General features: G+C 43.7%; 22 protein-coding genes. 17 read left to right on the top strand and 5 right to left on the bottom strand.

Translation table 11 applies throughout. From position 1 onward, the window contains the following. Complete coding sequence (locus GKZ89_RS08870) at positions 1-2,517, top strand: DEAD/DEAH box helicase (protein WP_155112049.1); 2,517 nt, start codon at positions 1-3, stop codon at positions 2,515-2,517. Positions 2,518-3,346: 829 nt separating this feature from the next. Further along, positions 3,347-4,015: a hypothetical protein gene (locus GKZ89_RS08865; protein WP_155112048.1), complete on the top strand. Its 669-nt coding sequence runs from the start codon at positions 3,347-3,349 to the stop codon at positions 4,013-4,015. A 252-nt stretch (positions 4,016-4,267) separates the two neighbouring features. Here the strand turns inward: GKZ89_RS08865 and GKZ89_RS08860 are convergent, their stop codons facing one another. From GKZ89_RS08860 to GKZ89_RS08845, 4 genes are all read right to left on the bottom strand, one after another. Further along, positions 4,268-4,834 (bottom strand): recombinase family protein, encoded by a 567-nt coding sequence (locus tag GKZ89_RS08860; RefSeq protein ID WP_155112047.1) that lies wholly within the window; start codon positions 4,832-4,834, stop codon positions 4,268-4,270. Between the two features lie 834 nt (positions 4,835-5,668). After that, positions 5,669-6,148 carry a hypothetical protein gene (locus tag GKZ89_RS08855; RefSeq protein WP_155112046.1) on the bottom strand — a complete coding sequence of 160 codons (480 nt, stop codon included), beginning with the start codon at positions 6,146-6,148 and terminating at the stop codon, positions 5,669-5,671. A gap of 106 nt (positions 6,149-6,254) precedes the next feature. After that, positions 6,255-6,641: a cysteine-rich VLP protein gene (locus GKZ89_RS08850; protein ID WP_155112045.1), complete on the bottom strand. Its 387-nt coding sequence runs from the start codon at positions 6,639-6,641 to the stop codon at positions 6,255-6,257. A gap of 80 nt (positions 6,642-6,721) precedes the next feature. Then, positions 6,722-7,351: a hypothetical protein gene (locus GKZ89_RS08845; RefSeq protein ID WP_155112044.1), complete on the bottom strand. Its 630-nt coding sequence runs from the start codon at positions 7,349-7,351 to the stop codon at positions 6,722-6,724. A 1,697-nt stretch (positions 7,352-9,048) separates the two neighbouring features. On the opposite strand from GKZ89_RS08845, the gene GKZ89_RS08840 reads away from it, so the two are divergent. From GKZ89_RS08840 to GKZ89_RS08815, 6 genes are all read left to right on the top strand, one after another. Further along, on the top strand, positions 9,049-9,852 hold the full coding sequence (locus GKZ89_RS08840; RefSeq protein ID WP_155112043.1) for a class I SAM-dependent methyltransferase: 804 nt from the start codon (positions 9,049-9,051) through the stop codon (positions 9,850-9,852). Positions 9,853-9,933: 81 nt separating this feature from the next. Beyond that, entirely contained in the window at positions 9,934-10,509 is a 576-nt protein-coding gene (locus GKZ89_RS08835) for an MEDS domain-containing protein (RefSeq protein ID WP_155112042.1), read from the top strand. Positions 10,510-10,597: 88 nt separating this feature from the next. Continuing rightward, positions 10,598-11,038 (top strand): MerR family transcriptional regulator, encoded by a 441-nt coding sequence (locus tag GKZ89_RS08830; protein ID WP_241680179.1) that lies wholly within the window; start codon positions 10,598-10,600, stop codon positions 11,036-11,038. A 20-nt stretch (positions 11,039-11,058) separates the two neighbouring features. Next, a complete protein-coding gene (locus GKZ89_RS08825; protein WP_155112041.1) occupies positions 11,059-11,745 on the top strand; it encodes a zinc metallopeptidase in 687 nt (228 codons plus the stop codon). A 43-nt stretch (positions 11,746-11,788) separates the two neighbouring features. Continuing rightward, entirely contained in the window at positions 11,789-13,081 is a 1,293-nt protein-coding gene (locus GKZ89_RS08820; protein ID WP_155112040.1) for a hemolysin family protein, read from the top strand. Between the two features lie 100 nt (positions 13,082-13,181). Then, positions 13,182-13,772 (top strand): peptidoglycan-binding domain-containing protein, encoded by a 591-nt coding sequence (locus tag GKZ89_RS08815; protein ID WP_155112039.1) that lies wholly within the window; start codon positions 13,182-13,184, stop codon positions 13,770-13,772. Between the two features lie 33 nt (positions 13,773-13,805). Here GKZ89_RS08815 and GKZ89_RS08810 read toward each other — a convergent pair whose 3' ends face one another. Beyond that, complete coding sequence (locus GKZ89_RS08810; RefSeq protein WP_155112038.1) at positions 13,806-14,654, bottom strand: DUF1206 domain-containing protein; 849 nt, start codon at positions 14,652-14,654, stop codon at positions 13,806-13,808. 179 nt (positions 14,655-14,833) lie between these two features. On the opposite strand from GKZ89_RS08810, the gene GKZ89_RS08805 reads away from it, so the two are divergent. From GKZ89_RS08805 to phnM, 9 genes are all read left to right on the top strand, one after another. Then, a complete protein-coding gene (locus tag GKZ89_RS08805; RefSeq protein ID WP_155112037.1) occupies positions 14,834-15,685 on the top strand; it encodes a PHP domain-containing protein in 852 nt (283 codons plus the stop codon). Beyond that, a complete protein-coding gene (locus GKZ89_RS08800; RefSeq protein WP_155112036.1) occupies positions 15,682-16,311 on the top strand; it encodes a DapH/DapD/GlmU-related protein in 630 nt (209 codons plus the stop codon). Before GKZ89_RS08805 ends, GKZ89_RS08800 begins: the two co-directional genes overlap by 4 nt. A 525-nt stretch (positions 16,312-16,836) precedes the next feature. Next, on the top strand, positions 16,837-17,538 hold the full coding sequence (locus tag GKZ89_RS08795; RefSeq protein WP_155112035.1) for a GntR family transcriptional regulator: 702 nt from the start codon (positions 16,837-16,839) through the stop codon (positions 17,536-17,538). A gap of 107 nt (positions 17,539-17,645) precedes the next feature. Continuing rightward, positions 17,646-18,071: a phosphonate C-P lyase system protein PhnG gene (gene phnG, locus GKZ89_RS08790; protein ID WP_155112034.1), complete on the top strand. Its 426-nt coding sequence runs from the start codon at positions 17,646-17,648 to the stop codon at positions 18,069-18,071. A gap of 14 nt (positions 18,072-18,085) precedes the next feature. Further along, positions 18,086-18,679: a phosphonate C-P lyase system protein PhnH gene (gene phnH, locus GKZ89_RS08785; RefSeq protein WP_155112033.1), complete on the top strand. Its 594-nt coding sequence runs from the start codon at positions 18,086-18,088 to the stop codon at positions 18,677-18,679. Then, positions 18,680-19,783, top strand: coding sequence for a carbon-phosphorus lyase complex subunit PhnI (locus GKZ89_RS08780; protein WP_155112032.1), 1,104 nt, complete (start codon positions 18,680-18,682; stop codon positions 19,781-19,783). Beyond that, positions 19,780-20,634 carry an alpha-D-ribose 1-methylphosphonate 5-phosphate C-P-lyase PhnJ gene (locus tag GKZ89_RS08775; protein WP_155112031.1) on the top strand — a complete coding sequence of 285 codons (855 nt, stop codon included), beginning with the start codon at positions 19,780-19,782 and terminating at the stop codon, positions 20,632-20,634. Before GKZ89_RS08780 ends, GKZ89_RS08775 begins: the two co-directional genes overlap by 4 nt. Continuing rightward, the gene (locus GKZ89_RS08770) at positions 20,631-21,473 is read left to right on the top strand and encodes an ATP-binding cassette domain-containing protein (protein WP_155112030.1); all 843 of its coding nucleotides are present in this window, start codon (positions 20,631-20,633) and stop codon (positions 21,471-21,473) included. The genes GKZ89_RS08775 and GKZ89_RS08770 overlap by 4 nt, the downstream gene beginning before the upstream one ends. Positions 21,474-21,499: 26 nt before the next feature. Next, a complete protein-coding gene (phnM, locus tag GKZ89_RS08765) occupies positions 21,500-22,672 on the top strand; it encodes a phosphonate metabolism protein PhnM (RefSeq protein WP_155112029.1) in 1,173 nt (390 codons plus the stop codon).

Genomic DNA, 22,672 nt, shown 5'->3' with positions numbered 1-22,672 from the left:
ATGAAAATTGCCCTAAAAAGCTTTCAGGAAGATTCTGTTGAAGAATTATTAAAAGAATTATCAAATGCCAAACGTGAAGTAAGGGAGGAGGGTTTGCAGGCAGTGGTACTTTCCTCCCCAACGGGATCTGGAAAAACAGTTATTACAGCCTCTCTATTGGAATCTATTTTGGAAGGAACGGACGAAATTCCTGCAGAAAGAGATGCAGTTTTTCTTTGGTTCTCTGATCAACCAGAGTTGAATGAACAATCTCGGATGAAAATAATGGATTGTTCAGATAGGTTACGTGAGAATGATATTGTAATGATTGGTCCTGATTTTGATCAAGAAACTTTTGACGGTGGAAAATTATATTTTATAAATGCCCAAAAGTTGGGTAGAGATAAATTGTTAACCACTAAAGGAGACCATAGAAATTATACAATTTGGGAAACGATTCAAAACTCTTCAGAATTCTTTAAAGATAAACTTTATCTTATTATTGACGAGGCACATAGAGGAATGAATCGAACCTCTCATGATGAGAATTTCTCAAGAACTATAGTTCAAAAATTGATCCTCGGAGATCAAGAATTAGGGGTAAAGCCAATTGGTATGGTAATTGGTGTTTCAGCTACACCTGATAGATTTTTAAGATTATTACATGGAACGCAGCAGAGGCCAAATCGTCGTATTCCTAGGGTTGTTGAGATTGATCCTGAATATGTACGAACTTCTGGTCTTTTGAAAGACAAAATAGTATTATTTCATCCAGAGAATGATCAGTATTCTGATTGGACATTATTGTCTGCTGCAACAAGGCAATTGGTTATGATGCGTAATGAATGGAACAAGTATACTTCAACACAGGGATTTAATGAAATTCATCCAGCAATGGTAATTCAGGTTGAGGATAGGAGTGATTCAAGTATAACTAAAACAAATTTAGAATTGGTTATAAGTACAATTGAAAGTGAGTACGGCACTATTCAAGAAGAAGAAATTGCACACTGTTTTGAAGAGGATGTAGATGTAATTGTTTCAAATAAAAGAATAAGAAAGATTGAACCTTCAAAAATTCAAGAACAAAAAAATATAAAATTTATACTTTTTAAAATGAGTCTAACAACTGGTTGGGACTGCCCTCGTGCAGAAGTAATGATGTCCTTCCGAAAAGCACAAGATCATACATTGATAGCACAATTGATTGGTAGAATGGTAAGAACACCGTTAGCCAGAAGGATTGAAGCCCATGAACTTCTTAATTCCGTATCGTTATATTTACCTTATTATGATACTGATGGATTAAGGAAGGTAATAGAATATCTAAAAAATGATCCTGATTTTGTACCTCCAACAAATGTGGAAAATGGAAATTATCAAGTTATCTTGCATCGTCGTAATGAATTAGAACATGTATTTAAGGTTCTTGAAGAATTACCAAATTATACAATTGAAAAAAATAGAAAAACTTCAAATGTTAGACGGTTAATAAAATTATCTCGTTTATTAACATCGTTTCATCAAATAGATATAGAAGCATTAGACGAGTCTAAGAAATTGATAATCAATACACTATTTAATGAGAAAGAAAAATTAAAAGCAACTGACAAAGAATTTGCTGTAAAAGTAAGTGAAGCTGATGAAATAGTAATTAACCCCATTACCGTAGAACAAGGAATATGGAGAGAATTACCTGGTGAACCACTTAGAATAAAACTTAGTGAACCTAATATTGGTGAATTATTTAATAGGTGCGGTAAAAGACTTGGAGAAGGGCTGCATTTAGACTATTGGGCAACTTATTATGATAAGCAAAATCCCAATGTATCAAAACTAGAGTTGTTTTTAACCTTGCAACAAAAAGAAGTATATGAAGTATTAGAAAATGTTTGTAAAGTAAGAATAGATCATTTATTCGACACTCATAAACTGGCTATAAAAGGTCTACCTACATCGGAGTTAGAAAAGTATAATGCAATACGAGGACAATCAAAGTTACCAGAACAGGAAGCATTTATAGCACCAACTCAAATACTGTTCTTTGGTGACATTAAACAGTCTGAATTTGAGTCCTTTGATAAGCATCTATATATAACAGAGAGTGGCGACTTCCCAGCTAAATTAAACGGATGGGAGAAGCCTACAATAGAAACAGAAATTTCTCGAGAAGAAGTTGTCGGATGGCTACGGAACTTTGATAGAAAGACATGGTCATTTTCTATTCCTTACGAAGACTCAGGCCAAATTAAACCGATGTATCCTGACTTTTTAGTAATTAGGCAATTAGGAGAAGAATTTATAGTAGATATTCTGGAACCTCATAGAGACGATTTGGACGATAATTGGAGAAAAGCAGCAGGTCTGGCAAAATTCGCAGACAAACATTGGAATAGCTTTGGCAGAATTGAGTTAATAAGAAAAACTGGAACTAGGTTGAAAAGATTAAATTTTAACGATGATAATACAAGAGATAGGGTTGCCGGGGTAACAAGTAACGACCAATTAGATACATTATTTGATATTTTATCGACTTAATTTTTGAAATCATAATTAAGCTGTTGGGACATTGATTCCTGACAGTTTTTTTATAAAAAGAAAAACCCCCTAACAGCTACAGGAAGCCATTAGGGGAGGGGGAATCAGAAATATTATCAACAGAACTTTTATGTGAATAAGTGCTTAATTAAGTTGACTGAAGACTTGCTTACGCCACTCATTCAGCTTACGTTTCATTAGTGATCTACAAACGCTATCTATCTTGTCACTAGAATAGCTGTTCTTGTGAAGTTAATTAGCTGGTTTCAGTTTACGGCGGAAGTGGTCTTCTTTCGCAATCTCTTGAACTTATGTTTGTTACTGTTATGTTATGTGTAGTTATCTTTAAGGTTCTTCTCTTACTAGTTTGCCAAACAGCACCCAATTACAGGGGTTTTTAAAAATAAATTTATCTGCTTTTGATGAATCGTCGAAACCCTTGTGGCTGTAAGGTTCAATACGTTCACATTTTGGACGCATTTAAAAATAAGTTTGCCGAAAGAACCTGAGTTTGTGCAGGGTGCTTTAATATCCTTGTTTGTTAATCCCTCTAATAGGGACTTTGTTGTGATTATTAAGTTACAAGAAGCCCATGAAATAAGGCTTTTCACAGAGGGTTAATCACAAGGCACAAGGTGACGGGATTTATAAAAAGCTTCATCGCTGCTATGACTGGGTCTCTGCAATTTGTTAATCACACCGTATTGTGACTAACCTTTAGTAGGAAACGTATTAAATACAAATTGTCAACTTGTAGGAAAAATTTCACAGATAAGCAGGGAAATGACTTTTATGGTCGAAAAATAACTTAAAAAGGAGAGGTGTTAAAATGAGGTTTAACTTAAAAGCAAATGGTGCTGATTCTTTAAAATCTGCTTTCGAGAATATAGAAAAGTTAAATGATATAATGGAGGGGGGAGAACACAGACTAAAAGACGCAGTAATATTCTTAAATCATGGGGTTGAACTCCTTTTGAAGTACATATTGAGATTACGTAGTAATGCTTTAATTTTTGAAAATATTGATCAATACTTAAAAGCTAAAGAAGCCTTAAAAAAGCGAAATGATAGCAGTAAAACAGTTTTTGATATGGATCAAAAATTAAGGACAGTGGGCTTACTGGAAGCCATAAAGAGAATAGAATATCTATGTGATATTGACATACCTAAGGAATTTAATGATACTATTTTGTATGTCAACAAAATAAGGAACAATATCATGCATTATCAAGTGGATTTAACTGACGAGGAAACAATACTCTTAGTATCGAAGCTACAAGTCTGTTATGAAGAAGCAGTAAAATTCCTTGAAACACAAATAGATGATCTAGAAGATTACATACAGGATTCTCGTTTTGAACTTACCTATGAAGAATATCAAGAACAGCACGCAGAAATGTGGGCTGAAATGCATATGGAAGATATGATAGAAGAAGCTATGCGAGAAGAGTATGAGGAAGAGTTAGAGAAGATGGAAAGAGGTACTTGGTATACATAAAAGGGAATCCTGCAAATGGATTCTTTTTAATTTAGTCATTTTATGATTAACAAACCTATTAAATAAAGGTTTCAATATGTTATTAGTATCACCGTCTTGTGACTAACGCACACATAAGTTGAAATGGTTAAGCCTTGAGAATACTGTATTTGATGGCATTATAGGGTGTTCAAAGTTGGGCAGAAGTCGCTTCCATGCCTTTTATACTCATCCGTTCAGAGAAACTTATTTAGCACAAAAAAGGCGATCACCTTAAAGTATCGCCTGACGTTCTTTCAACTCCTTATAGAGTTTAGCTTTAGAAACACTTGTCTTCTCTGTAATGTCTTTAATGCTGTATTTCTTAGTTTCATAAAGATCAATAGCATGGTCAAGTTGTTCTTTACTCATCTTAGGACGCCCACCTTTACGCCCTCGTGCCCTTGCAGATTCCAAACCAGCTTTAGTACGTTCTGAAATAATGTCACGTTCCATCTCACTAAGAACAGCTAACATACGAAATATAGCGTTACCCATAGCGGTTGTTGTATCAATTTTATCTTGAATACTAATCAACTCTATTCCCTTTGTTTCTAATTCCTCAGACAGTTCTATAAGGTGCTTTGTAGAACGAGATAGCCGATCAAGTTTATAGACAACAATCTGATCCCCTTTTCTAGCATAGGAAAGCAATTCAGCCAGCTTAGGACGGTCTGTTTTAGTACCTGAAACCTTTTCCTCGTATATGTATTCCAGTTCCACGCCCTCTTTTAACAGTGCGTCTTTTTGAAGTTCTAAAGATTGATCTAAAGTTGATACCCTTGCATAGCCCAGCTTCATTATTTGTAGTCTCCTTGTCTATAAAACGGTTAATTTGATTATTTAATATACTTTGAATTATAGACAAGTTTATATACTATGTACAGCCCTGAATAGCACTTTTTTTAGGTGATTCTAAAAAGCACATAATACGACCGTTTAAAAGACAACAACCCCAAGGACTGTATAGTGCCTACCCTATAGGGCAATTAGGCATGGCGTATAACATTAGTTCCACATTAGTCCCGCCTCAGCACTACAACACAGTAAGGCAAGGCAGAAGCCCCTCATAGTCCAGCACTGCCCCTCAGTACGCTGAGTGATAGTTATGACAGTAAACGCCGCACGTCACAGCACAGAAGGACAATGAGAAGGCATGATGGACAGATCACGTCCCGTCAATAATGAACACATATGATGGAAGCAACGAAGCCCAGAAGGAATCAGCGTTCGAAGCCAATCAAAAGTAACAATCAAAAAGAAACAATCAAAAGAACAGAATAACGCACTGACTTAGTACCCTTGTGACGTATCACCACATTGATACTTTAACGCTTAACCATGATAAAGGGGTACACCACGGGGGGCGGGGGGTCTGTGCCCCGGGGGTCTGCTGTATGCAAAATATACGCACCAAATTTGAAACCTTTTGATGGAAGTTACTTCCAGTACGAGGGGGTGGTTAAGGGAAATTCACTTTTCTAATATGTAATTACCGTTAAAGAATTTTCGGCAGGTTCTTGGAAAGTATTCGGGGTAACTAGTGTTGCTACAGGCGTCTACAAGCCAATTACCTTTAGTCAGTAAGGTGCTGATCCACTTAACTTCGCTGTAGACGTTAAAAAAGGGTCACTATTAGAGTAACCCCTCTTCTTCAAAGTAACTTTTCACGATCTTTGGATTGATCCCTAACTCTTGGGCAATCTTTCTCCAGCTATAGTCGTTCCAAACCATAAAGTTAAACCGTCCTATGAACTCATCGGGCTTAATACTTTTCTTGACCACCTTATGCTTATTTGAACCCGCACCGTTAATGGTATAACATACATGTTCCTTGTGGGGGTTCAAGAGGTACTTACCAGCGGCATAGAACTCTGAATCACATTCACTACAGTAGTGCAGGATATTGGCGTTAAGGTTAATGAACCGTTCTACAGGCTGTACAGTGCCCTGATATACCTGATCCAGTTGGGCTTGATACCCTTTGTTAGCCTCAGTATATTTACCATGATACAAAGCCGGTGAAGGGCGTCTAATCGGTGTAAGCATACTTTGTGACAGCTTTGATATTTGTGCCTTCTTCTCATTCTTCTTCCTTTGCCTCTTGTTTGCCATTTTATGAATGCCCCTTTTCTAGTGATAGATGAGATATTAGAACGGTGTTTTAGCAATTTGAATACTAACCTACCTGAACTGTTTATGGACGCTTAGAATCGTTGATTTACCAGCCTTGTTTGATAGCTGATTTCTCATTCTCTGCGTACTTACGTTGACTGATTCTATTGCTGTTCTTTCTGGATATACTCTTACATACATCCCCACAATACTTAACTCTATAGTTATCAGTTTTGAATATCTTGCCACAGCCTTTACACTTCTTGGATGAATATTTAGCCCCTTGTCTAAGTACCTGAACTGAATAAGCCTCCTGTAACTCACTGTCAGCAGGTAAAACGGATTCCTCAAAGTAAGGACAGCGTAAGCCCTTATTAACTGTAGAAGTGAAAACAGGGCAGCTTCTTTCTCCCTGACACTTTCCATTGATGAAGTTTGAACAGTTGCTTTCAGCTAGTCTCGAACACTGAATGGCAGTTTCTCTCATTGTCATTGTTTTGATCTCCTTTAGGTAAATAGAAAAAGACCACCGTTAGCCAGTGATCTCTGTTCCTTCCTTTATTTGGTTTGTTGTTATTCCACGTCCTTAGGTGCTTTTAAGTGTGCGGGTAGGACACCACGAGTAGCTGAATTTACGTCATTCTTAGAAACTACAGAAGGTTCAAACCAGCCAAAGAACGGTCTGTACTGATCTTGATGAAAGCTGTATTCGATTCGTGGAAACTCTTCCTTGACAGCCTGATCTTCAAAAACTTCATATATGTCTGGTGCGACAGCAGAGAATTGACTTTGACACTGCTTACCCGTTTCAGCTATCTCCTTTAGCATTAGATAACGGTATTTCTCAGCGACCTTTGTAGCTTCATATTCATTTATGACTTTTCTATCTTCCCTTAATGTTTGCTGTAACAGTGGAACGAATGACAGTTTTAGGGCTGTACGATCTTCTGACAGTTCTTCTAAGAGAGTTCCAATGATTTCAGCCTTAGAAACGATCTCCTTATTCTTAATCTTCAAGTATATGCATTCTGAAATTGGGGCGATTTCCTGTTCCAAAATATTACCCGTCATTTCTAGCTGTAATTCTTCAAGATCAGCTTTCAATTCTTGTTCTTGCTTATCCAGTTCTTCCACCTGTGCTTTATAAGCCACAATGACCGTTTTAGTTTCTGTGAATAAGTCCTTTACCTCTGATTGTTCCATCTCTTCAAATCCCCCTATTGTCATCGTATCCTACGACATTACTTCCTTTTCTTTTAACACCATAATTCCCTTGATAATTAACAGTAGCACTATAGTTCCCATCACTTGTAGTAGCCCCGCTTCTCCTTCTGTTCAATAATTGTTCTTATGGAGACTAGTTCCACATTACTGATTCGCAATCGGTCAATAGCGTCCTTTAGCTTTGCCTCATAGTAGGGCGTGAAGTCTAGCTGACCCTTTTCTAATCTGCAAATAGTTGCAGGGTCAACTTTTATATAGTGACTGAAAGCCTCTAACGTTAAGTTCCTCGCGTGTCGAATAAACTTGATATATCTGTGATCGTATTCCATATTGTAGGGTAATCGAGTGTTTACTGTGTACATTGCTTTTCCACCTCACTTAGTTGTAGTTCAAATAAATTGTATTGAATAGCCAAAAAGAAAAGGCATGGCATAAAAGCCATACCTTAACTATGTAAGAAAACTATGTTGTCTTTAACCAAAATGAATAATAAAACTGATATTTAAACTATTGCTTCCTATTATAATAGTTTATTAAACATACCCCCGTTACAGGTAGCTAGAGAATCTTATTTAAATAATCAATAAATAACAAAAATAAACCATTGAAACAATTCTAAAATTTATATATAATGATGTTAATAATTTAATCGTGTGAACTGATTTGATATGAGATTAAATCAATTACCTGTAGAATTACATAATATCACTGTAATTTATGACTATTTAAAATAAACAAATGGAACATTCAGACTCAAAATCGTGTTCCTCTGGAGTGCCGGTTCGACCCCGGCCACCGGTATCACAAATCCTTTAGAATCAAGACCTCAACGTTCATGTTGGGGTCTTTTTTCATGACCAGGAGAGTACGTATTCTTTGTCCATTGTGAAGTCGTTTTCTTCCTGCATTTAAAACCAATTTAAAATCCTATTAATCAAATGAGGTGTAGAGGTCTTGTAAAGTTACTCCTCGGATTACAAAAAGATGGATTAAGAATAAGCTTATAAAGAAGAACAAGTTTTGAGAGAAGTAAAGCTTTTTTCTGATGTTGGTCTTTTTAAACAACAGTCTATTTAAAAAATAAACGACCGGAAATAATATCAAAGTGAACATAAGCAAAATTATCCCTGAAAATGCAACGTCGAAAGGAGCTTCAACACTAGATAATGCCTGACATCCACCTGATAAAAGACATTTAGTGTTCCAAATAAAAAAGAGTGTCCATAAAAAATAGTAGCAAAAAACGTATCCAACAATTGAATTAAAAATAAAACTCAGAAAAAGAAACATCTTTGACATACGATCATTCTCCTAACCATTTTAAAGCCACTTAGATAATTTTACCATCTGTTAATTGCCTATAAAATTAATATTTTATGTTTTACATAAAAGTATTCTTTCCGTTAAAACTTAGCTCGTTCAAAAGGGACTCAAGAAAGCAGAAAAATGCATTGAGATAGAGAAGTTATATATGCAGGAAGTGGCTTATGGTATCGCTGCAGAAAAGCATGTAATAGGCGGAACCTACAGTATAGATTACTGGTCGACCCCGCTCAATCTTAAAAAGACCTCAACTTTACATTGGGTCTTTTTTAAAACTCTTTTATAAGGAAAAAAGGAAATACGCAAGTGCAAGTGGAATGAGAGAGAAAATGATTTTGAGGAGGGCACGAAAGTTGAGCAAGGTTATCAGCTATTACAATCAGTTCGATGAATGGGGAAGGCTTGAACGGGAGCCTGTGGAATTTTTAATAAACTGGCATTACATACAAAACTATCTTCCTGAGAATGGCACCGTTTTAGACAATGGCGCAGGTCCGGGAAAGTATTCGATGGAGCTGGCGAGGGCTGGATTTCGGGTGACGTTGGCTGATCTTACGCCTAAGTTTGCAGATCTTGCGAAGGAGAAAGCTCAGGAGTTTGGGTTAACGAGCCAATTTGATGACTTCCTGGCTGCGGATGCGCGGAATCTTTCGATGCTTAAGGATAACCAGTTTGACGTTTCGCTTATGCTTGGCCCGCTGTACCATTTGCAGGAGGAACAGGACCGGATCCAGGCGGTCAGAGAGCTTAGACGGGTAACAAAAAAGGGAGGAGTGGTTTTTGCGGCATTTATGCCCAGGGCGCGTCATATGTTAACAGCGCTGCAGCATCCTGAAAATTGGCAGCCTCTTGATAAAGTGAACAGCATCGAACAATTTTCTGAAACGGGCTGTTTTCATCATGCAAATGACGGCCGCTTTACGAACGCGTATTATTTTAACATTGAAGAGATTACCCCTTTTATGGAGTCACAGGGATTTGAGAGCCTTCAGCTGATCGGTTCGAATCCTGGTGCAATTTTGACCGGGGACAGCTGGAGTTACTGGAGGGGAAGAGGAGAAGAAGAACAGGTGATCCAAATGCTGATCGATCAAGCAGCCGATCCGTATCTTCTTGGAATTTCACCGCACCTTCTTTATATAGGAAGGAAAAGGTAATGATGCCGTTGCACAGCTTTTCCATGCAGACTGTGTTAAGATAGGTGCAGTACGCCAAAGCGTATAAAGGAGCATTCACATATGAAGGAACAAGTTTTAAAGATTAAAAATGAATTTGATTTGCTGCGCGGCGGGCATCTTCTTTACCTTACCGAGAATGTTAAGATGTATATTGAGAATGCAGCGGCTTATGTGCTATCCGGGGTAGAGCAGGGAGACCGCGTAATTTTCATAGATAATGAGAAGATGAATGGTTTATTGTATATTGAACTGCAGCGTATTATGTCCCCAGCTCAGCTCACAAAGGTGCACTATGTGAATAACTTTGATTTCTTCTTTTCACAGGGCAGTTTTCATACGGATATGATTAATGATTACTTTATGAAATACATTAATCCTCTCATAGAAGAAAATGAGTCCTGCCGGACGTGGGCCCATATTGAATGGGGCCATCACAGCGAGATTGAGCGCCAGATCATTGATCACGAACGTAATTCAGGAGAAAAAGTTCTGGATCTGAATTTGCTGTCTGTGTGTGCGTATGATACGGAAAGGCTTTCTGCACTGGTGAAGGACAAAATTATTCATCTGCATGAAACGCTCTTTTACGATTATGGCTTCGCTGACGGTTCTCCCAAAAGTGTGATAAACGAATAAGAGGGACCTATAAGGGTCTTTTTTTATTTTGAATTTTTTATTACAATCCTGGCGTTTTCCTTGCAACCAATGAAACCTGTCTGTACAATTGAAACATAACCATCACGTGATAGTTGGAGGTGTTTCCGTTGGGGCTGAGAAACTAAAGATTGGTGAATTGGCGGAAATGTGCAATGTTACGAAGCGGACGATTGATCATTATACGAATATCGGGCTTCTAAAAGCAGAACGTTCATCTTCTAATTACCGCTATTATGATGCATCCTCGATCGAGCGCATTCATGATATAGAGAGATACAAAACCGCGGGGATGAATCTGTCAGACATAAAAAAGAGACTTCTAGAAAAAGATGCTGAGGAAATCGACTTGCATGAGCTGCGGTTGAAGATCAGCGGATTAGATAAAGATGTTTCAGACCTTTTGGCAACCTTGGATAAAAGTGATATAAAAAATCTCGAACATTTAAAGAAAAATGTTTCACACGAAAGTCTTTCTTTGATTCAAACTTTGCTTTTGCTTTTAAGCTGAATTTGGAGGTGCATGATTGGATGCTGTTTCATCCAATGGACTTTTTGATTTTTGCAGCGTTTGGCTTGGCCATGTGGGCACAGGTAAGAGTGAGCAAGAATTTTAACAAGTGGTCGAATGTTCCGGCCAGGACAGGGCTAAGCGGGGCAGAAGCAGCTCGCATGCTGCTTGACCGCAACGGTCTGCACCATGTTCCGGTAGAGCCTGTGCGCGGGAAGTTATCCGACCATTACGATCCCATCAGTAAGACCGTGAGGCTGTCAGAGGCTGTTTATTACGGCCGTTCGATCGCCTCTGTTTCGGTTGCTTCACATGAGATTGGGCATGCCATCCAGGATAAACAGGCGTATCGTGCGCTTGTCCTGCGCCATAAACTGTTTCCGGTGGCGAATTTCGCTTCAGGTACGGCTCCATTTTTGCTTATTGGAGGTTTTTTGCTTCAGCAAATGTCGCTGATTGGCATTGGGATTATCATTTTTGCAGCTGCAGTGGCCTTTCAGCTGATCACGCTTCCGGTTGAATTTAACGCCAGCAGCCGGGCAAAAGATATGATGATTGCGGAAGGCATTCTCTACAGCGATGAGGAGCATGGCGTTAAAAAGGTGCTGAATGCAGCTGCTTTGACTTACGTAGCCGGTGCTCTGATCGCACTGTTTGAATTACTGAAATTCGTCATGATTTTCTTTCAGGGAAATCAGGAAGATTAACCATACTCGGGAGGTGAAGATCTTACACTCGTAAGATCATTCTTTGACAGCTATCAACCTGTTTTTGTTCGTACTATTAATTGCATTAACCGCTTTTTTCGTCGCAACAGAGTTTGCGATTGTTAAGGTCCGTACTTCCAGAATCGATCAGCTGATTGAAGAGGGAAGAAAAGGGGCCGTCTCTGCGAAAAAAGTCGTTACGCATCTGGATGAATACCTGTCTGCCTGCCAGCTCGGGATTACTGTAACGGCTCTTGGACTCGGGTGGATCGGGGAACCGACATTTGAGATCCTCCTTCACCCGCTGTTTGAATATTTTAATATCGATGAATCCATGTCCCACATTGTTACCATTATCATTGCTTTTGCTCTTGTTACTTTCCTGCATGTTGTTGTCGGGGAGCTCGCTCCAAAGACGGTAGCGATTCAAAAGGCGGAGGCTGTAACGCTCGCGTTCGCGGTACCGATTATCTGGTTCTACCGCATCATGTTCCCGCTCATCTGGTTCCTGAACGGATCTGCCCGCTTTCTTGTCGGCCTGTTCGGTCTCAAGCCAGCTTCTGAGCATGAGCTTGCCCACTCTGAAGAAGAACTGCGTCTTCTTATGTCCGAAAGCTATAAAAGCGGTGAAATTAATAAAAACGAATTAAAATATGTGAACAATATTTTTGAATTTGACGAGCGTGTGGCTAAAGAGATCATGGTGCCCCGCACGGAAATGATCAGCATATCCATTGATGACCGTTTTGACGAAATTATGGATACCCTTATAGAAGAAAATTACACACGCTATCCAGTAGCGGATGGGGATAAAGATAACATCCTCGGGTTTATTAACATTAAAGAGCTGCTGACTGCGAAGGTTATGAACAAAGAAATGGATATGAAACTGGAATCTTTCATTAATCCGGTCATCCGCGTGATTGAAACCATTCCAATCCATGATCTTCTCGTGAAGATGCAGAAAGAGCGTACCCATGTGGCGATTTTGATGGATGAATATGGCGGAACATCCGGTATGGTAACCGCTGAAGACATCCTGGAGGAAATCGTTGGTGAGATCCGCGATGAGTTTGACGAAGATGAAGTGGCAGAAATCCGCAAGGTCGGCGAGGACCACTATATCCTGGATGCCAAGCTTTTAATCGAAGACGTTAATGATCTTCTCGGAACCGCTCTTGAAGATGAAGAAGTAGATACAATTGGCGGTTGGTTCTTAACTCGGAATATTGATGCACAGTCTGGATCTGAGATTGAAGACGAAGGCCATCTGTTCCGTGTCCATGAAATTGATGGCCATCAGATATATTACCTTGAAGTTCAAAAACTTTCCTGATAAGGGTCCGGCTCATGCCGGGCCTTTTTCGTATAGACCAAGAAAGCGTTTAATGCGTAATGAAAAGTGGGAATGGTAAGAATGTCAGGAGGAGATAGGAATGAAAAAGAAATGGTTCGCTTTACTGCCCGCGATCGCGCTTGTGACTGCACCGGTTTCTTTTCAAACTGCCGCCGCCTATGATGAACAATCTGCTCTCACCTCAGAGCTGCCGCCGGATCTCGAGCCAGTTTTACAAATAGCCCCCGAGCATCAGCCGGTGCTTCGTACAGGAGAGGCTGGATTAGAAGTTGCCTTTGTTCAGGCAACACTGACTCAAACCGGTTTTGAAACGGTGTCAGACGGTTTTTTCGGACCTCATACAGAACAGAAGGTGCGTGAGTTTCAAGCCGAAAATGGCTTGGCTGCTGATGGAGTAGTCGGAATTGAGACATGGACAAAGCTGTTTAGTGTACACGAGCAGAATGAATTCACACCTGAACAGGCCATCTCTTTTGCAGAGAAGAAACTAAACAATGATGACCTTGTTTTCAGCAGTAATGGAGTGGAGTATAAGGACCTGGAAGGAACAGCCTATTATTCTCTGAAAGCGCAGAGTAAAAAATGGATGGAAGACGGCGGGACTGGTACCGTCGGATTCTATAATGTGTACGAAGATGGAACGGTCATGGAGGCAGAGTCTCTAAAATAAAAGCACAAAAAAGTCCGGTTTCCCGGACTTTTTTTAATAGCTCATATGCTCATATCTTCCGCGGATGATTCCGTAAATTCCGTACAGAATTAATCCAAATGCGACGATTCCGAGCAGCCATTGTCCATACGGCTGATTGGAAAGCTCGGACAGGGCTCCATCAAGACCTTTAGACTGGCTTGGGTCGGCTGTTACGGCAGTCTGGATGAAAAAGGCTCCAATCATGCCCAGAACGATTCCGCGCGCCATCAGCCCCATCTTACCGGATCTTCTTGCAAGCTTTCTTTCATGCATGCTCATTTCTCCAGCCTTGAATTTGGACATGAATTTTTCCTTATAACCGGAGGCAAACTCATAAATTCCATAACCGATAATGATTGCACCAATAGCTCCGATGATCCACTGTCCGTATGGCTGGGAAAGCAGCTGCGCTGAAATCGTCTGCTCAGAGCCGCCGCCTCCAGAAGAAGCTCCGCCTGCAGCGGTTTTTATGGCAGTAAAGGCAATACCTCCATAAATGATTGCGCTGACAAGATAACCAATCCGTGTGATGATGCCTTTTGCATCTGAACCCTTTCCTTCAGCATCCGCTATGGATTTTACAATGCTCCAGATGCTGTAGCCGATCAGCCCGATTCCGATGATCCAGAGCAGAATTTCGCCAAATGGCATTCCTGCAAGTGTTTGGAGCATCCCGCTCGTACCTGTCGTCTGTCCTCCGGCGCCGATCGCTGCCATGAATGCCAACACACCGATCAGACCGTAAACGAGCCCCTGAGCCATATAGCCTGAACGGCCCAGTCTGCGAATCCACGGTTTGGAATCCTGCTTGGCTTTATCTGCTGTCTGTCTTGCTTCTGTTTTTGATCTTGAAATTTCCATTGTGTCCCTCCGCCTTTTTACTTATCCGTACTGACTGAATTCCCCGTGCAGGTTGCAAAGAAACCTTTTGAGAGAAAGTCTTTGATGGAAATACTTGTTTACATATCTTTTACATGCATTTAACCAATGTAACCTGGCACCAAGTTAAGCTAAAGGCAAAAGAAGCTGGAGGGATACTAATGAAAACGGAATTGCACTGCCATACAACAGTTTCTGACGGATCACTGACCTTTGAAGAAGTGCTTTTGCAGGCAGAAGCGGAGGGGATTACATCGCTTGCTGTAACGAATCATGATACAACGAAGGATCTAATTGAAATGATGGAGGCGGGAAAAGCAAAAGGAGTTGAAATCATCCCAGGAATTGAAATTTCAGCCTATGATTTTCAGAGAGAGAGACGTGTCCATATTCTCGGCTACTGGGTAGAACCAGGGAATGAGACGATTGAGCAGCTATGCGGCCCGCTTGTGGTCCAAAGGCATGAGGCCTCAAGATTAATGGCAGAAAAACTGGTCCAGGCAGGCTACGAAATCAGCTGGGAGGAAGCAGAGGCACTTGCCGAAGGAGGAACTGGTGTATATAAGCAGCATTTGATGCACTTGCTGATAGAAAAAGGATATACGTCAGAAATGTACGGGCCGTTATATAAAGAGCTTTTCTCAAGGGATGGAGGAAGTGCTTATATTCCGTTGAAGTATGTCAGTGCGGATGAAGCGGTAAAAGCAATATTGGCTGCAGGCGGGGTTCCGGTACTTGCCCATCCGGGACAGTATGGCAATTTTGCTGCAGTACCGGAGCTTGTTGAAGCGGGACTTCAGGGAATCGAGGTCTGGCATCCTTTGCATGAGGAAGAGGATGAAGAGCGGGCGATGGTGCTTGCCGAGCAATACGGCCTTGTGATGACAGGAGGGTCTGATTTTCACGGAGCTTATGGTGAAAAAGAAACCGTTCTCGGAAGCAAAGATCCGGGCCGGGAGCATTTTCAGCTTTTAAAAGATCGGCACACAAGCCTCAGAGAGGTGAAAAAATGAAGATTCATCAAACGGAAGCAGCGCAAATGCTGACCTCTGAACCGCTCATTCATCCATCTGCAAGCATCATCCATAGCAGAGCCGGAAGCTTTACTTCCATTGGAGCTGCAAACAAAATCATTGAGTCGGACATAGGGGATTACAGCTACACGATGGATGATGTCACCATGAATTACACAGAAGCAGGCAAGTATGTATCGATTGCTTCACACGTCTGCATTAATCCTGTAGATCACCCGATGGACCGCGTCACACAGCATCATATGACCTACCGCTGCAAATCCTATGGCTTGGCTGAAGAAGACGATGATTCCATTTTTGACTGGCGGAGGGGCCGCCGTGTAAAAATAGGCCACGACGTCTGGATCGGCCATGGGGCCATCATTATGAAAGGCGTCGAGATTGGAATCGGTGCCGTTGTAGGGGCAGGTGCGATCGTCACGAAACCTGTTGAGCCCTACACGATTGTCGCAGGAGTCCCTGCCCGGCCCATCCGCAAGCGTTTCTCAGAGGACATCATTGAAAAACTGCTCGCTTCTGCCTGGTGGGACTGGCCGCGCGACGTGCTGGAAGAAAGGTTTAAAGATTTGAATGATGTAGAAGGGTTTTTGAAGAAGTATGGGTGAAGCCTCCTTTGGAAGGGGGTTTTTTTGTTGGCCGGGTTGAAAGCTGGAGGCCGAGTGTATGGAGTGTCTGGGAGTGTCTGACCCGCACTTCGCTAAAGCACTAAAGCTCTGGCACCGTCTGTCCAAGCCCTTGCGGCACAAGGGCTTGGACGGAGGGGTCTCTGTCCCCCGCTGCGGTGAAGCAGCAGGGGACTGGCACGGTGCCAGTCCCCACATTCTCTGCCGTACTAAAGCTCCGGCACCAACTCTGCAATCCCTTGCTGCGCAAAGGCTAGCAGCTGCAAGTCTCTGTCCCCGCTTGCTTTAAAGCGAAGCGGGACTGACCCCGTCCCACCCCATCACAACCCAACACCCCATCCTTCCCCTTATCCCCCTCCACCCACAATGCAGCAGCCGGCCAATGTCTGCCCCACAATGTCCCCAGTACCTTCCACCTTTCCTTTTTGCATCTTTACACCCCCGTAACGCCAGCTTCAAACTCATTTTCTACACTGGTCATATTGATACATAAAGGAGAGATGACGGATGGCGGATGAAATGGTGCTGGTGGATCAGATCATGCTGGATATAAAGAACGGGGTGTACAGGGCGGAGGATAAGCTGCCTTCGGAAAACGAGATGGCGGACCGATTCAGAGTGCCGCGGATGGTTGTGCGGAAGAGCTATGAGCGGCTGCAGGAGCTCGGGTACATTTATGCCCGGCAAGGAAAAGGGAGTTATGTGAAGGACCGCCGCAGACAGATTCCTCTCCTTCTGTCAGGGGATGTGAGCTTTAGTGAAAAGATGAGGGAGCTGAATTTCGATTTTCAATCCCGAAACATTTTTTGCATCCGGATCGGCTTTGATGAAAAGATTTATGGCGCACTGCAGGCTGGTATAGAGGAGGAAATTTATAAGATCGGCCGGCTGAGGATTGTCGAGGGTCTTCCAATCGCGCTCCATATTTCTTATGTGAAGGCGTCATCTTTTCCGGATATTCAGCAGGCCGGAGAGAAGATTACGTCGATGTTTGAGTATTACCGCAGCAAGGGATACCGGGCATTTGAATCCGGAGGCAGCATCCTCAGTGTGATTTTTCCGACAGAATTTGAACGGGAGCTGCTGGAGTGCTCGAGTCTTGTGCCGCTGCTTCAGCTGGAGTCAGGCTGCGTGGACCGGGAGTCGGGGCAGGTGCTCGAGTGCAGCCGGATTTTGTACCGGAGTGATTGTTTTACATATGAGATTTAACCTTTACATACGTTAACGCTGTTTTTACAAACCTTTAACCTTCACACACTTGGCAACAAGATAAATTGATAACCAGGTAGGAAAAACAAGTGATGGGAGGAATGCAGATGAAACGGAAGCGCAGAACAGAGATCCTGATCAGCGGGTCCAAGGAACTGGCCGCTTCTATGGCTGCCCTGGCTGAGGAACGGCATCAAGTGGAGTTCATGACGGAGCCTGAGAACGGACTTGTGATGGTCAAGATGCGTGAAACGGCGCAAAACAGTCTCTTTTACTTAGGGGAAGTGTTTGTGACGGAGTGCAAGGCGAGGGTGAACGGCACGGTCGGAATCGGCATTGTTAAAGGCCACGAGCCGGAGCTTGCATGCCATCTCGCTGTCATTGATGCAGCATTCGGGGCAACGGTGCCGGAAACAGAGGAATGGACGGAGCTTCTACTAAAAGAGGAAGAAGCAATTTTTGAAAGAAGACGCGCTGAAGGACGTTCCATTCTGAAAACAAAGGTTCGTTTTGAAACGATGGATACGGAGTAAGGGAGGACGAATAGATGCAGCTGGACAAGGTGCACGACATCCAGAAGACTTACCGGAAGCTGATCGATACGATGGCAAGGCCGGGAACGATGACATCCATAAGAGAACAGGCTCAGCTGGCAGAAGGGTATGACGGGAAAAACGGAGCACTGGTTTTACTGGCTTTAACCCTTTTAGATCCAGAGGTTACCTTTTACGTTGAAGGTGATCCGGACGGCTCGCTGTCAGGGCTGATGAATGAGCTGACATATGCGAAGGCCGCTCCGCCTGAGGAAGCAGATTTCATTTTTGTCCTGATGCAAGCAGGCGCTGCCGGACTGGAACGGATGATCCAGTCGGCGAAGACCGGGACACACCGGAACCCCGATCAGTCCGCAACGATTCTAGCGGAGGCCGAGGCTCTAGGCACGGGGGAGGAGCTTCTTTTAAGAGGCCCGGGGATTGACCGGAGCAGGCTGATTGCGATGAAGCTGCCCGGCAGCTGGATTCAGCACAGAGCGGAGAAGAACGCGGAGTATCCGCTGGGCGTTGATTTTATCATCACAGATTCTGAAAATCTGCTTTGCCTTCCGAGAACTGCGCAGATCACGGCAGGGGAGGAACAGTAAATGGGATATGTAGCTGTAAAAGGCGGGACAAAAGCGATTGAAGAAAGCATTAAAAGATTAAAGTACGAACGGCTTAAGCAAAAGCGTGTCTTGCAGACGGAGGACATTGAAGCCGGGATGCGGGGCCTGATCGATCAGGTCATGAGTGAAAGCAGTCTGTACAGTGAAACACTGGCGGCCCTCGCCATTAAGCAGGCGGAAGGCAATCCGGAAGAAGCGGTGTTCCTGTTGAGAGCTTACCGTTCTACTCTGCCAAGAAAGCACTATTCCAGAACCGCTCTTACTGAAAACATGAGAGTGGAGCGGCGGATTTCTGCAAGCTTCAAGGATATTCCGGGAGGCCAGATTCTAGGGGCGACCACGGATTATTCCCACCGCCTGCTCGATTTTGGATTGATGGAGGAATCGGAAGCCGATATTGAGGAGTGGCTGTCTGCTTATGGCGCTGAGCCTTCTGCTGATGAAGAACTGGACAAACTTCCGAAGGTCGTCGATTATCTCCGCAAGGAAGGCTTAATGAAGCCGTTCCCGCTCAATGATGAAGAGCCGGATGATGTGACAAGAAGGAGCCTTGAATTCCCTTCAAGCCGCAGTGAACGGCTCCAGATTCTTTCACGGGGCCAAACCGGGACACTGACCTCTCTTGGATACGCGGTTATCCGGGGCTATGGTTCCCTTCATCCAACAGTCGGTGAGCTGAGAGTGGGAGGTGTTCCCATCTACACGGACCATCCGACAGACGGGGGCAGCGAGGAAGATGCCTATTACATAGGGGATGTCACGGTGACAGAAGCGGAAATGCTCATTCCTGTAACGGTCGAAAAGGAGCATGGCAAGAAGGAAATTGAGTTTGAGATCGGTTACGGGATCTGCTATGGACAGAACGAAACGAAAGCTATCGCGATGGGAATCCTTGATAACAGTCTGGAAACGAAACATCCGCAATATCCGACGCAGGATGAGGAGTTTGTGCTGTACCATATCGACTCCGTTGAATCGACCGGGTTTATCTCGCATTTGAAAATGCCTCATTATGTGACCTTCCAGTCGAAGCTCGACAGCATGAGAAAGACGAAAGCCGGCAGGAAGGAGAAGGAAGAATGAAAATTGCCTACAATTTTGCTTTTTTTGATGAGGGTTCGAAGCGGGAAATCCGCAGAGCTGCTTTAAAAGCCATTGCGATTCCAGGCTATCAGGTACCTTTCGCATCACGTGAGATGCCGATCGCCCGCGGATGGGGGACGGGGGGCCTTCAGCTGACACTGTCCCTTGCCGGAAGAGATGACATATTGAAAGTGATTGACCAGGGATCAGATGAGTCCGTCAATGCAGTCAATATTAAAAAGCTGGTGTCCGGGACAACCGGAATTCCGCAAACCGATTCAACCGCAGAGGCAACATTGATTCAATCAAGGCACCGTATACCGGAAGTGCCGTTGAAGCCGGGCCAGATCCTCGTCCTTCAAGTGCCGATTCCGGAGCCGCTCCGTCCTTACGAGCCGAGCGAGCATGAGACAAAAACCCTCCATGCGGAGAAGGAATACAGCGGAGCGTGGCTGATGCTGTTTGAGCAGATTATGAAATACGGCACAATGACGACAAACGCGGACCATCCCGTGCTCGTAAACGGACGGTACGTCATGGCTCCGAGTCCGATTCCGAGGTTTGATAACCCGAAAATGGACCATTCTGAAGCACTCATCCTCCTTGGGGCAGGACGGGAGAAGAAAGTCTATGCTGTGCCGCCTTATACGAAGGTGACATCTCTCGATTTTGAAGACTTTCCGTTCCAGAAGGAATCCTTTGAAGGAAAAAGCTGCAGACAATGCGGGGCGGCGGATGTGTTTTTGGATGAACTGATTGATGAGAAAACCGGTGAAACGTACCACCAGTGCAACGATACGAGTTTTTGCCTGGAGACGCTGAACGGGAGAGCGGAGGCGGTTAGAGGATGAACAGCGAAGAACAGCCAATTTTATCCATCCGGAATTTGAACCGGCAATTCGGCAGCGGATGCAGGGAATGCGGCGGCGGATCAGGGCAGCTGATCAAAAACTACTGCCTGTCCTGCGGAACAGTCTATGCGTGCCGGGACTTATCCTTTGATGTGTTCCCGGGTGAGGTGCTTGGGATTGTCGGGGAGAGCGGAAGCGGAAAATCGACGCTGATGAAGTGCCTTTATTTTGACCAGGAAACGACAGGCGGTGAGGGCTACATCAGCACTTATAAGGACGGGAACGCTAACCTGTTCGCCCAGTCCTCGCAGGAGAAGAGGTACATCCGCAATCATTTGATGGGCAAAGTGTACCAAAATCCGATTCTCGGTCTGAAGATGGATTTTTCCTCAATCGGCAATATCGCAGAAAAATTGATTTCAGCAGGAGAGAGAAACGCAGCAGGCATGGAAGAACGCGGAATGGAGCTGCTCACCCACGTATCCATCCCGGTGCACCGGAGAAAAGAAGCACCTAGAAATTTTTCCGGAGGGATGCAGCAGCGTGTGCAGATCGCCAAGGCGCTGTCCAACAACCCGCCCATCCTGCTGCTGGATGAGGTGACCACCGGACTTGATCTGTCCGTGCAGGCAAGTGTTCTCGATTTAATCAAAGGTCTGCAGCGTGAGCTTGGAATCAGCATCATTCTTGTCTCTCATGACCTCGGTGTCATCCGGATGCTTGCTGACCGGACAATGGTGATGCTCGATGGGAAGGTCATCGAAAAAGGGCTGACGGATCAGATCTTAGAGGATCCGCAGGCCGCCTATACGCAGCAGCTTGTACATTCATTACTGTAGGACGACCCAGGAAGGCGGGAAGCACCATGTATATCATAACGAACGGAAAGCTTATCACAGAGGATGCTGTACTCGAAGGGATGGATCTTCTTATAGAAGACGGGAACATTGCGCTGATTTCAGAACGGATTCCCGTTCCGGAAGGCGCAGAAGTACTGGATGCAAACGGAGGCTATGTTTCGCCGGGATTTATCGATCTGCACTCCGATTACATTGAACACATGGCAGCTCCAAGGCCGACATCGCTCATGAACTTTAACCTGGCGCTGAAGGAAACGGAGAAGGAACTGATCTCCCATGGCATCACGACGATGTTTCATTCCCTTTCCCTCTATAAATATACGGAATATGCATACAAGCCGGTCCGCGAGGCGGAGAATGTCAAAAAACTGATGAACCTGATAGAGGAAACTCATGAGAGCAGCCACCTCGTCCGCCACCGGTTCCATGCAAGATTTGAGATTGATAATCTCGGAGAAGTGGAGAATCTGAAAAGCTATATGAACGAGCAGAAGGTCCATCTTCTGTCCTTTATGGACCATACACCGGGCCAGGGGCAGTACCGTCATCTTGAAATCTACCGGAACACGGTGAAGGGCTACAACGATTACAGTGACGACCAAATCGACCAGATCATTGTTAAGCATCAGACGAAGGAGAAACTGACTGCGGAGGCGATTGCAGAGCTTGCTGAACTTGCGGCACAGAATGGAATTGCGGTAGCCTCTCATGATGATGATTCCTTTGAGAAGCTGGAGCTTGTCGACAGCTTTGGAGCAACGATCAGTGAATTTCCGATTACGCTCGATGTGGCGAAGGAAGCGAAGCGGAGAGGGCTTGCTACCATCGCTGGAGCGCCGAATGTTCTTCTTGGAGGCTCCCACAGCGGCAATCTTTGTGCAGCGGAAGCGATCCGGGAAAACAGCATTGATATTCTGTGCAGCGATTATTATCCGGCAGCGATGCTGCATTCTATTTTCAAGCTTGCTCAGGAAGACGGAATGGACCTGGCAGAAATGGTTAAGCTCGTTACCATTAACCCGGCAAAGGCTGTCCGGATGGACGGGGAAATCGGTTCGATTCGCGAAGGGAAGAAAGCAGATCTGCTGATTATTGAAAAGATGGAGTACGATTTTCCTGCGATAACGGCTGTGTTTGTAGACGGCAAGCTTATCCAGAAAACGAACTACAGGAGGTGA

The sequence above is a fragment of the Metabacillus mangrovi genome (assembly GCF_009711125.1).
In the GTDB taxonomy this organism is placed as follows: Bacteria; Bacillota; Bacilli; order Bacillales; family Bacillaceae; genus Metabacillus_B; species Metabacillus_B mangrovi.
This window is presented reverse-complemented; position numbering and strand designations above follow the sequence as displayed.

Coding starts and splice junctions, on each gene's coding strand:
- GKZ89_RS08810 (WP_155112038.1), bottom strand. CDS start 14,654: ATGGAAATTTCAAGATCAAAAACAGAAGCAAGACAGACAGCAGATAAA.
- GKZ89_RS08850 (WP_155112045.1), bottom strand. CDS start 6,641: ATGACAATGAGAGAAACTGCCATTCAGTGTTCGAGACTAGCTGAAAGC.
- phnH (WP_155112033.1), top strand. CDS start 18,086: ATGCAGCTGGACAAGGTGCACGACATCCAGAAGACTTACCGGAAGCTG.
- GKZ89_RS08870 (WP_155112049.1), top strand. CDS start 1: ATGAAAATTGCCCTAAAAAGCTTTCAGGAAGATTCTGTTGAAGAATTA.
- GKZ89_RS08795 (WP_155112035.1), top strand. CDS start 16,837: ATGGCGGATGAAATGGTGCTGGTGGATCAGATCATGCTGGATATAAAG.
- GKZ89_RS08770 (WP_155112030.1), top strand. CDS start 20,631: ATGAACAGCGAAGAACAGCCAATTTTATCCATCCGGAATTTGAACCGG.
- phnM (WP_155112029.1), top strand. CDS start 21,500: ATGTATATCATAACGAACGGAAAGCTTATCACAGAGGATGCTGTACTC.
- GKZ89_RS08775 (WP_155112031.1), top strand. CDS start 19,780: ATGAAAATTGCCTACAATTTTGCTTTTTTTGATGAGGGTTCGAAGCGG.
- GKZ89_RS08805 (WP_155112037.1), top strand. CDS start 14,834: ATGAAAACGGAATTGCACTGCCATACAACAGTTTCTGACGGATCACTG.
- GKZ89_RS08815 (WP_155112039.1), top strand. CDS start 13,182: ATGAAAAAGAAATGGTTCGCTTTACTGCCCGCGATCGCGCTTGTGACT.
- GKZ89_RS08825 (WP_155112041.1), top strand. CDS start 11,059: ATGCTGTTTCATCCAATGGACTTTTTGATTTTTGCAGCGTTTGGCTTG.
- GKZ89_RS08860 (WP_155112047.1), bottom strand. CDS start 4,834: ATGAAGCTGGGCTATGCAAGGGTATCAACTTTAGATCAATCTTTAGAA.
- phnG (WP_155112034.1), top strand. CDS start 17,646: ATGAAACGGAAGCGCAGAACAGAGATCCTGATCAGCGGGTCCAAGGAA.
- GKZ89_RS08865 (WP_155112048.1), top strand. CDS start 3,347: ATGAGGTTTAACTTAAAAGCAAATGGTGCTGATTCTTTAAAATCTGCT.
- GKZ89_RS08800 (WP_155112036.1), top strand. CDS start 15,682: ATGAAGATTCATCAAACGGAAGCAGCGCAAATGCTGACCTCTGAACCG.
- GKZ89_RS08780 (WP_155112032.1), top strand. CDS start 18,680: ATGGGATATGTAGCTGTAAAAGGCGGGACAAAAGCGATTGAAGAAAGC.
- GKZ89_RS08835 (WP_155112042.1), top strand. CDS start 9,934: ATGAAGGAACAAGTTTTAAAGATTAAAAATGAATTTGATTTGCTGCGC.
- GKZ89_RS08845 (WP_155112044.1), bottom strand. CDS start 7,351: ATGGAACAATCAGAGGTAAAGGACTTATTCACAGAAACTAAAACGGTC.
- GKZ89_RS08855 (WP_155112046.1), bottom strand. CDS start 6,148: ATGGCAAACAAGAGGCAAAGGAAGAAGAATGAGAAGAAGGCACAAATA.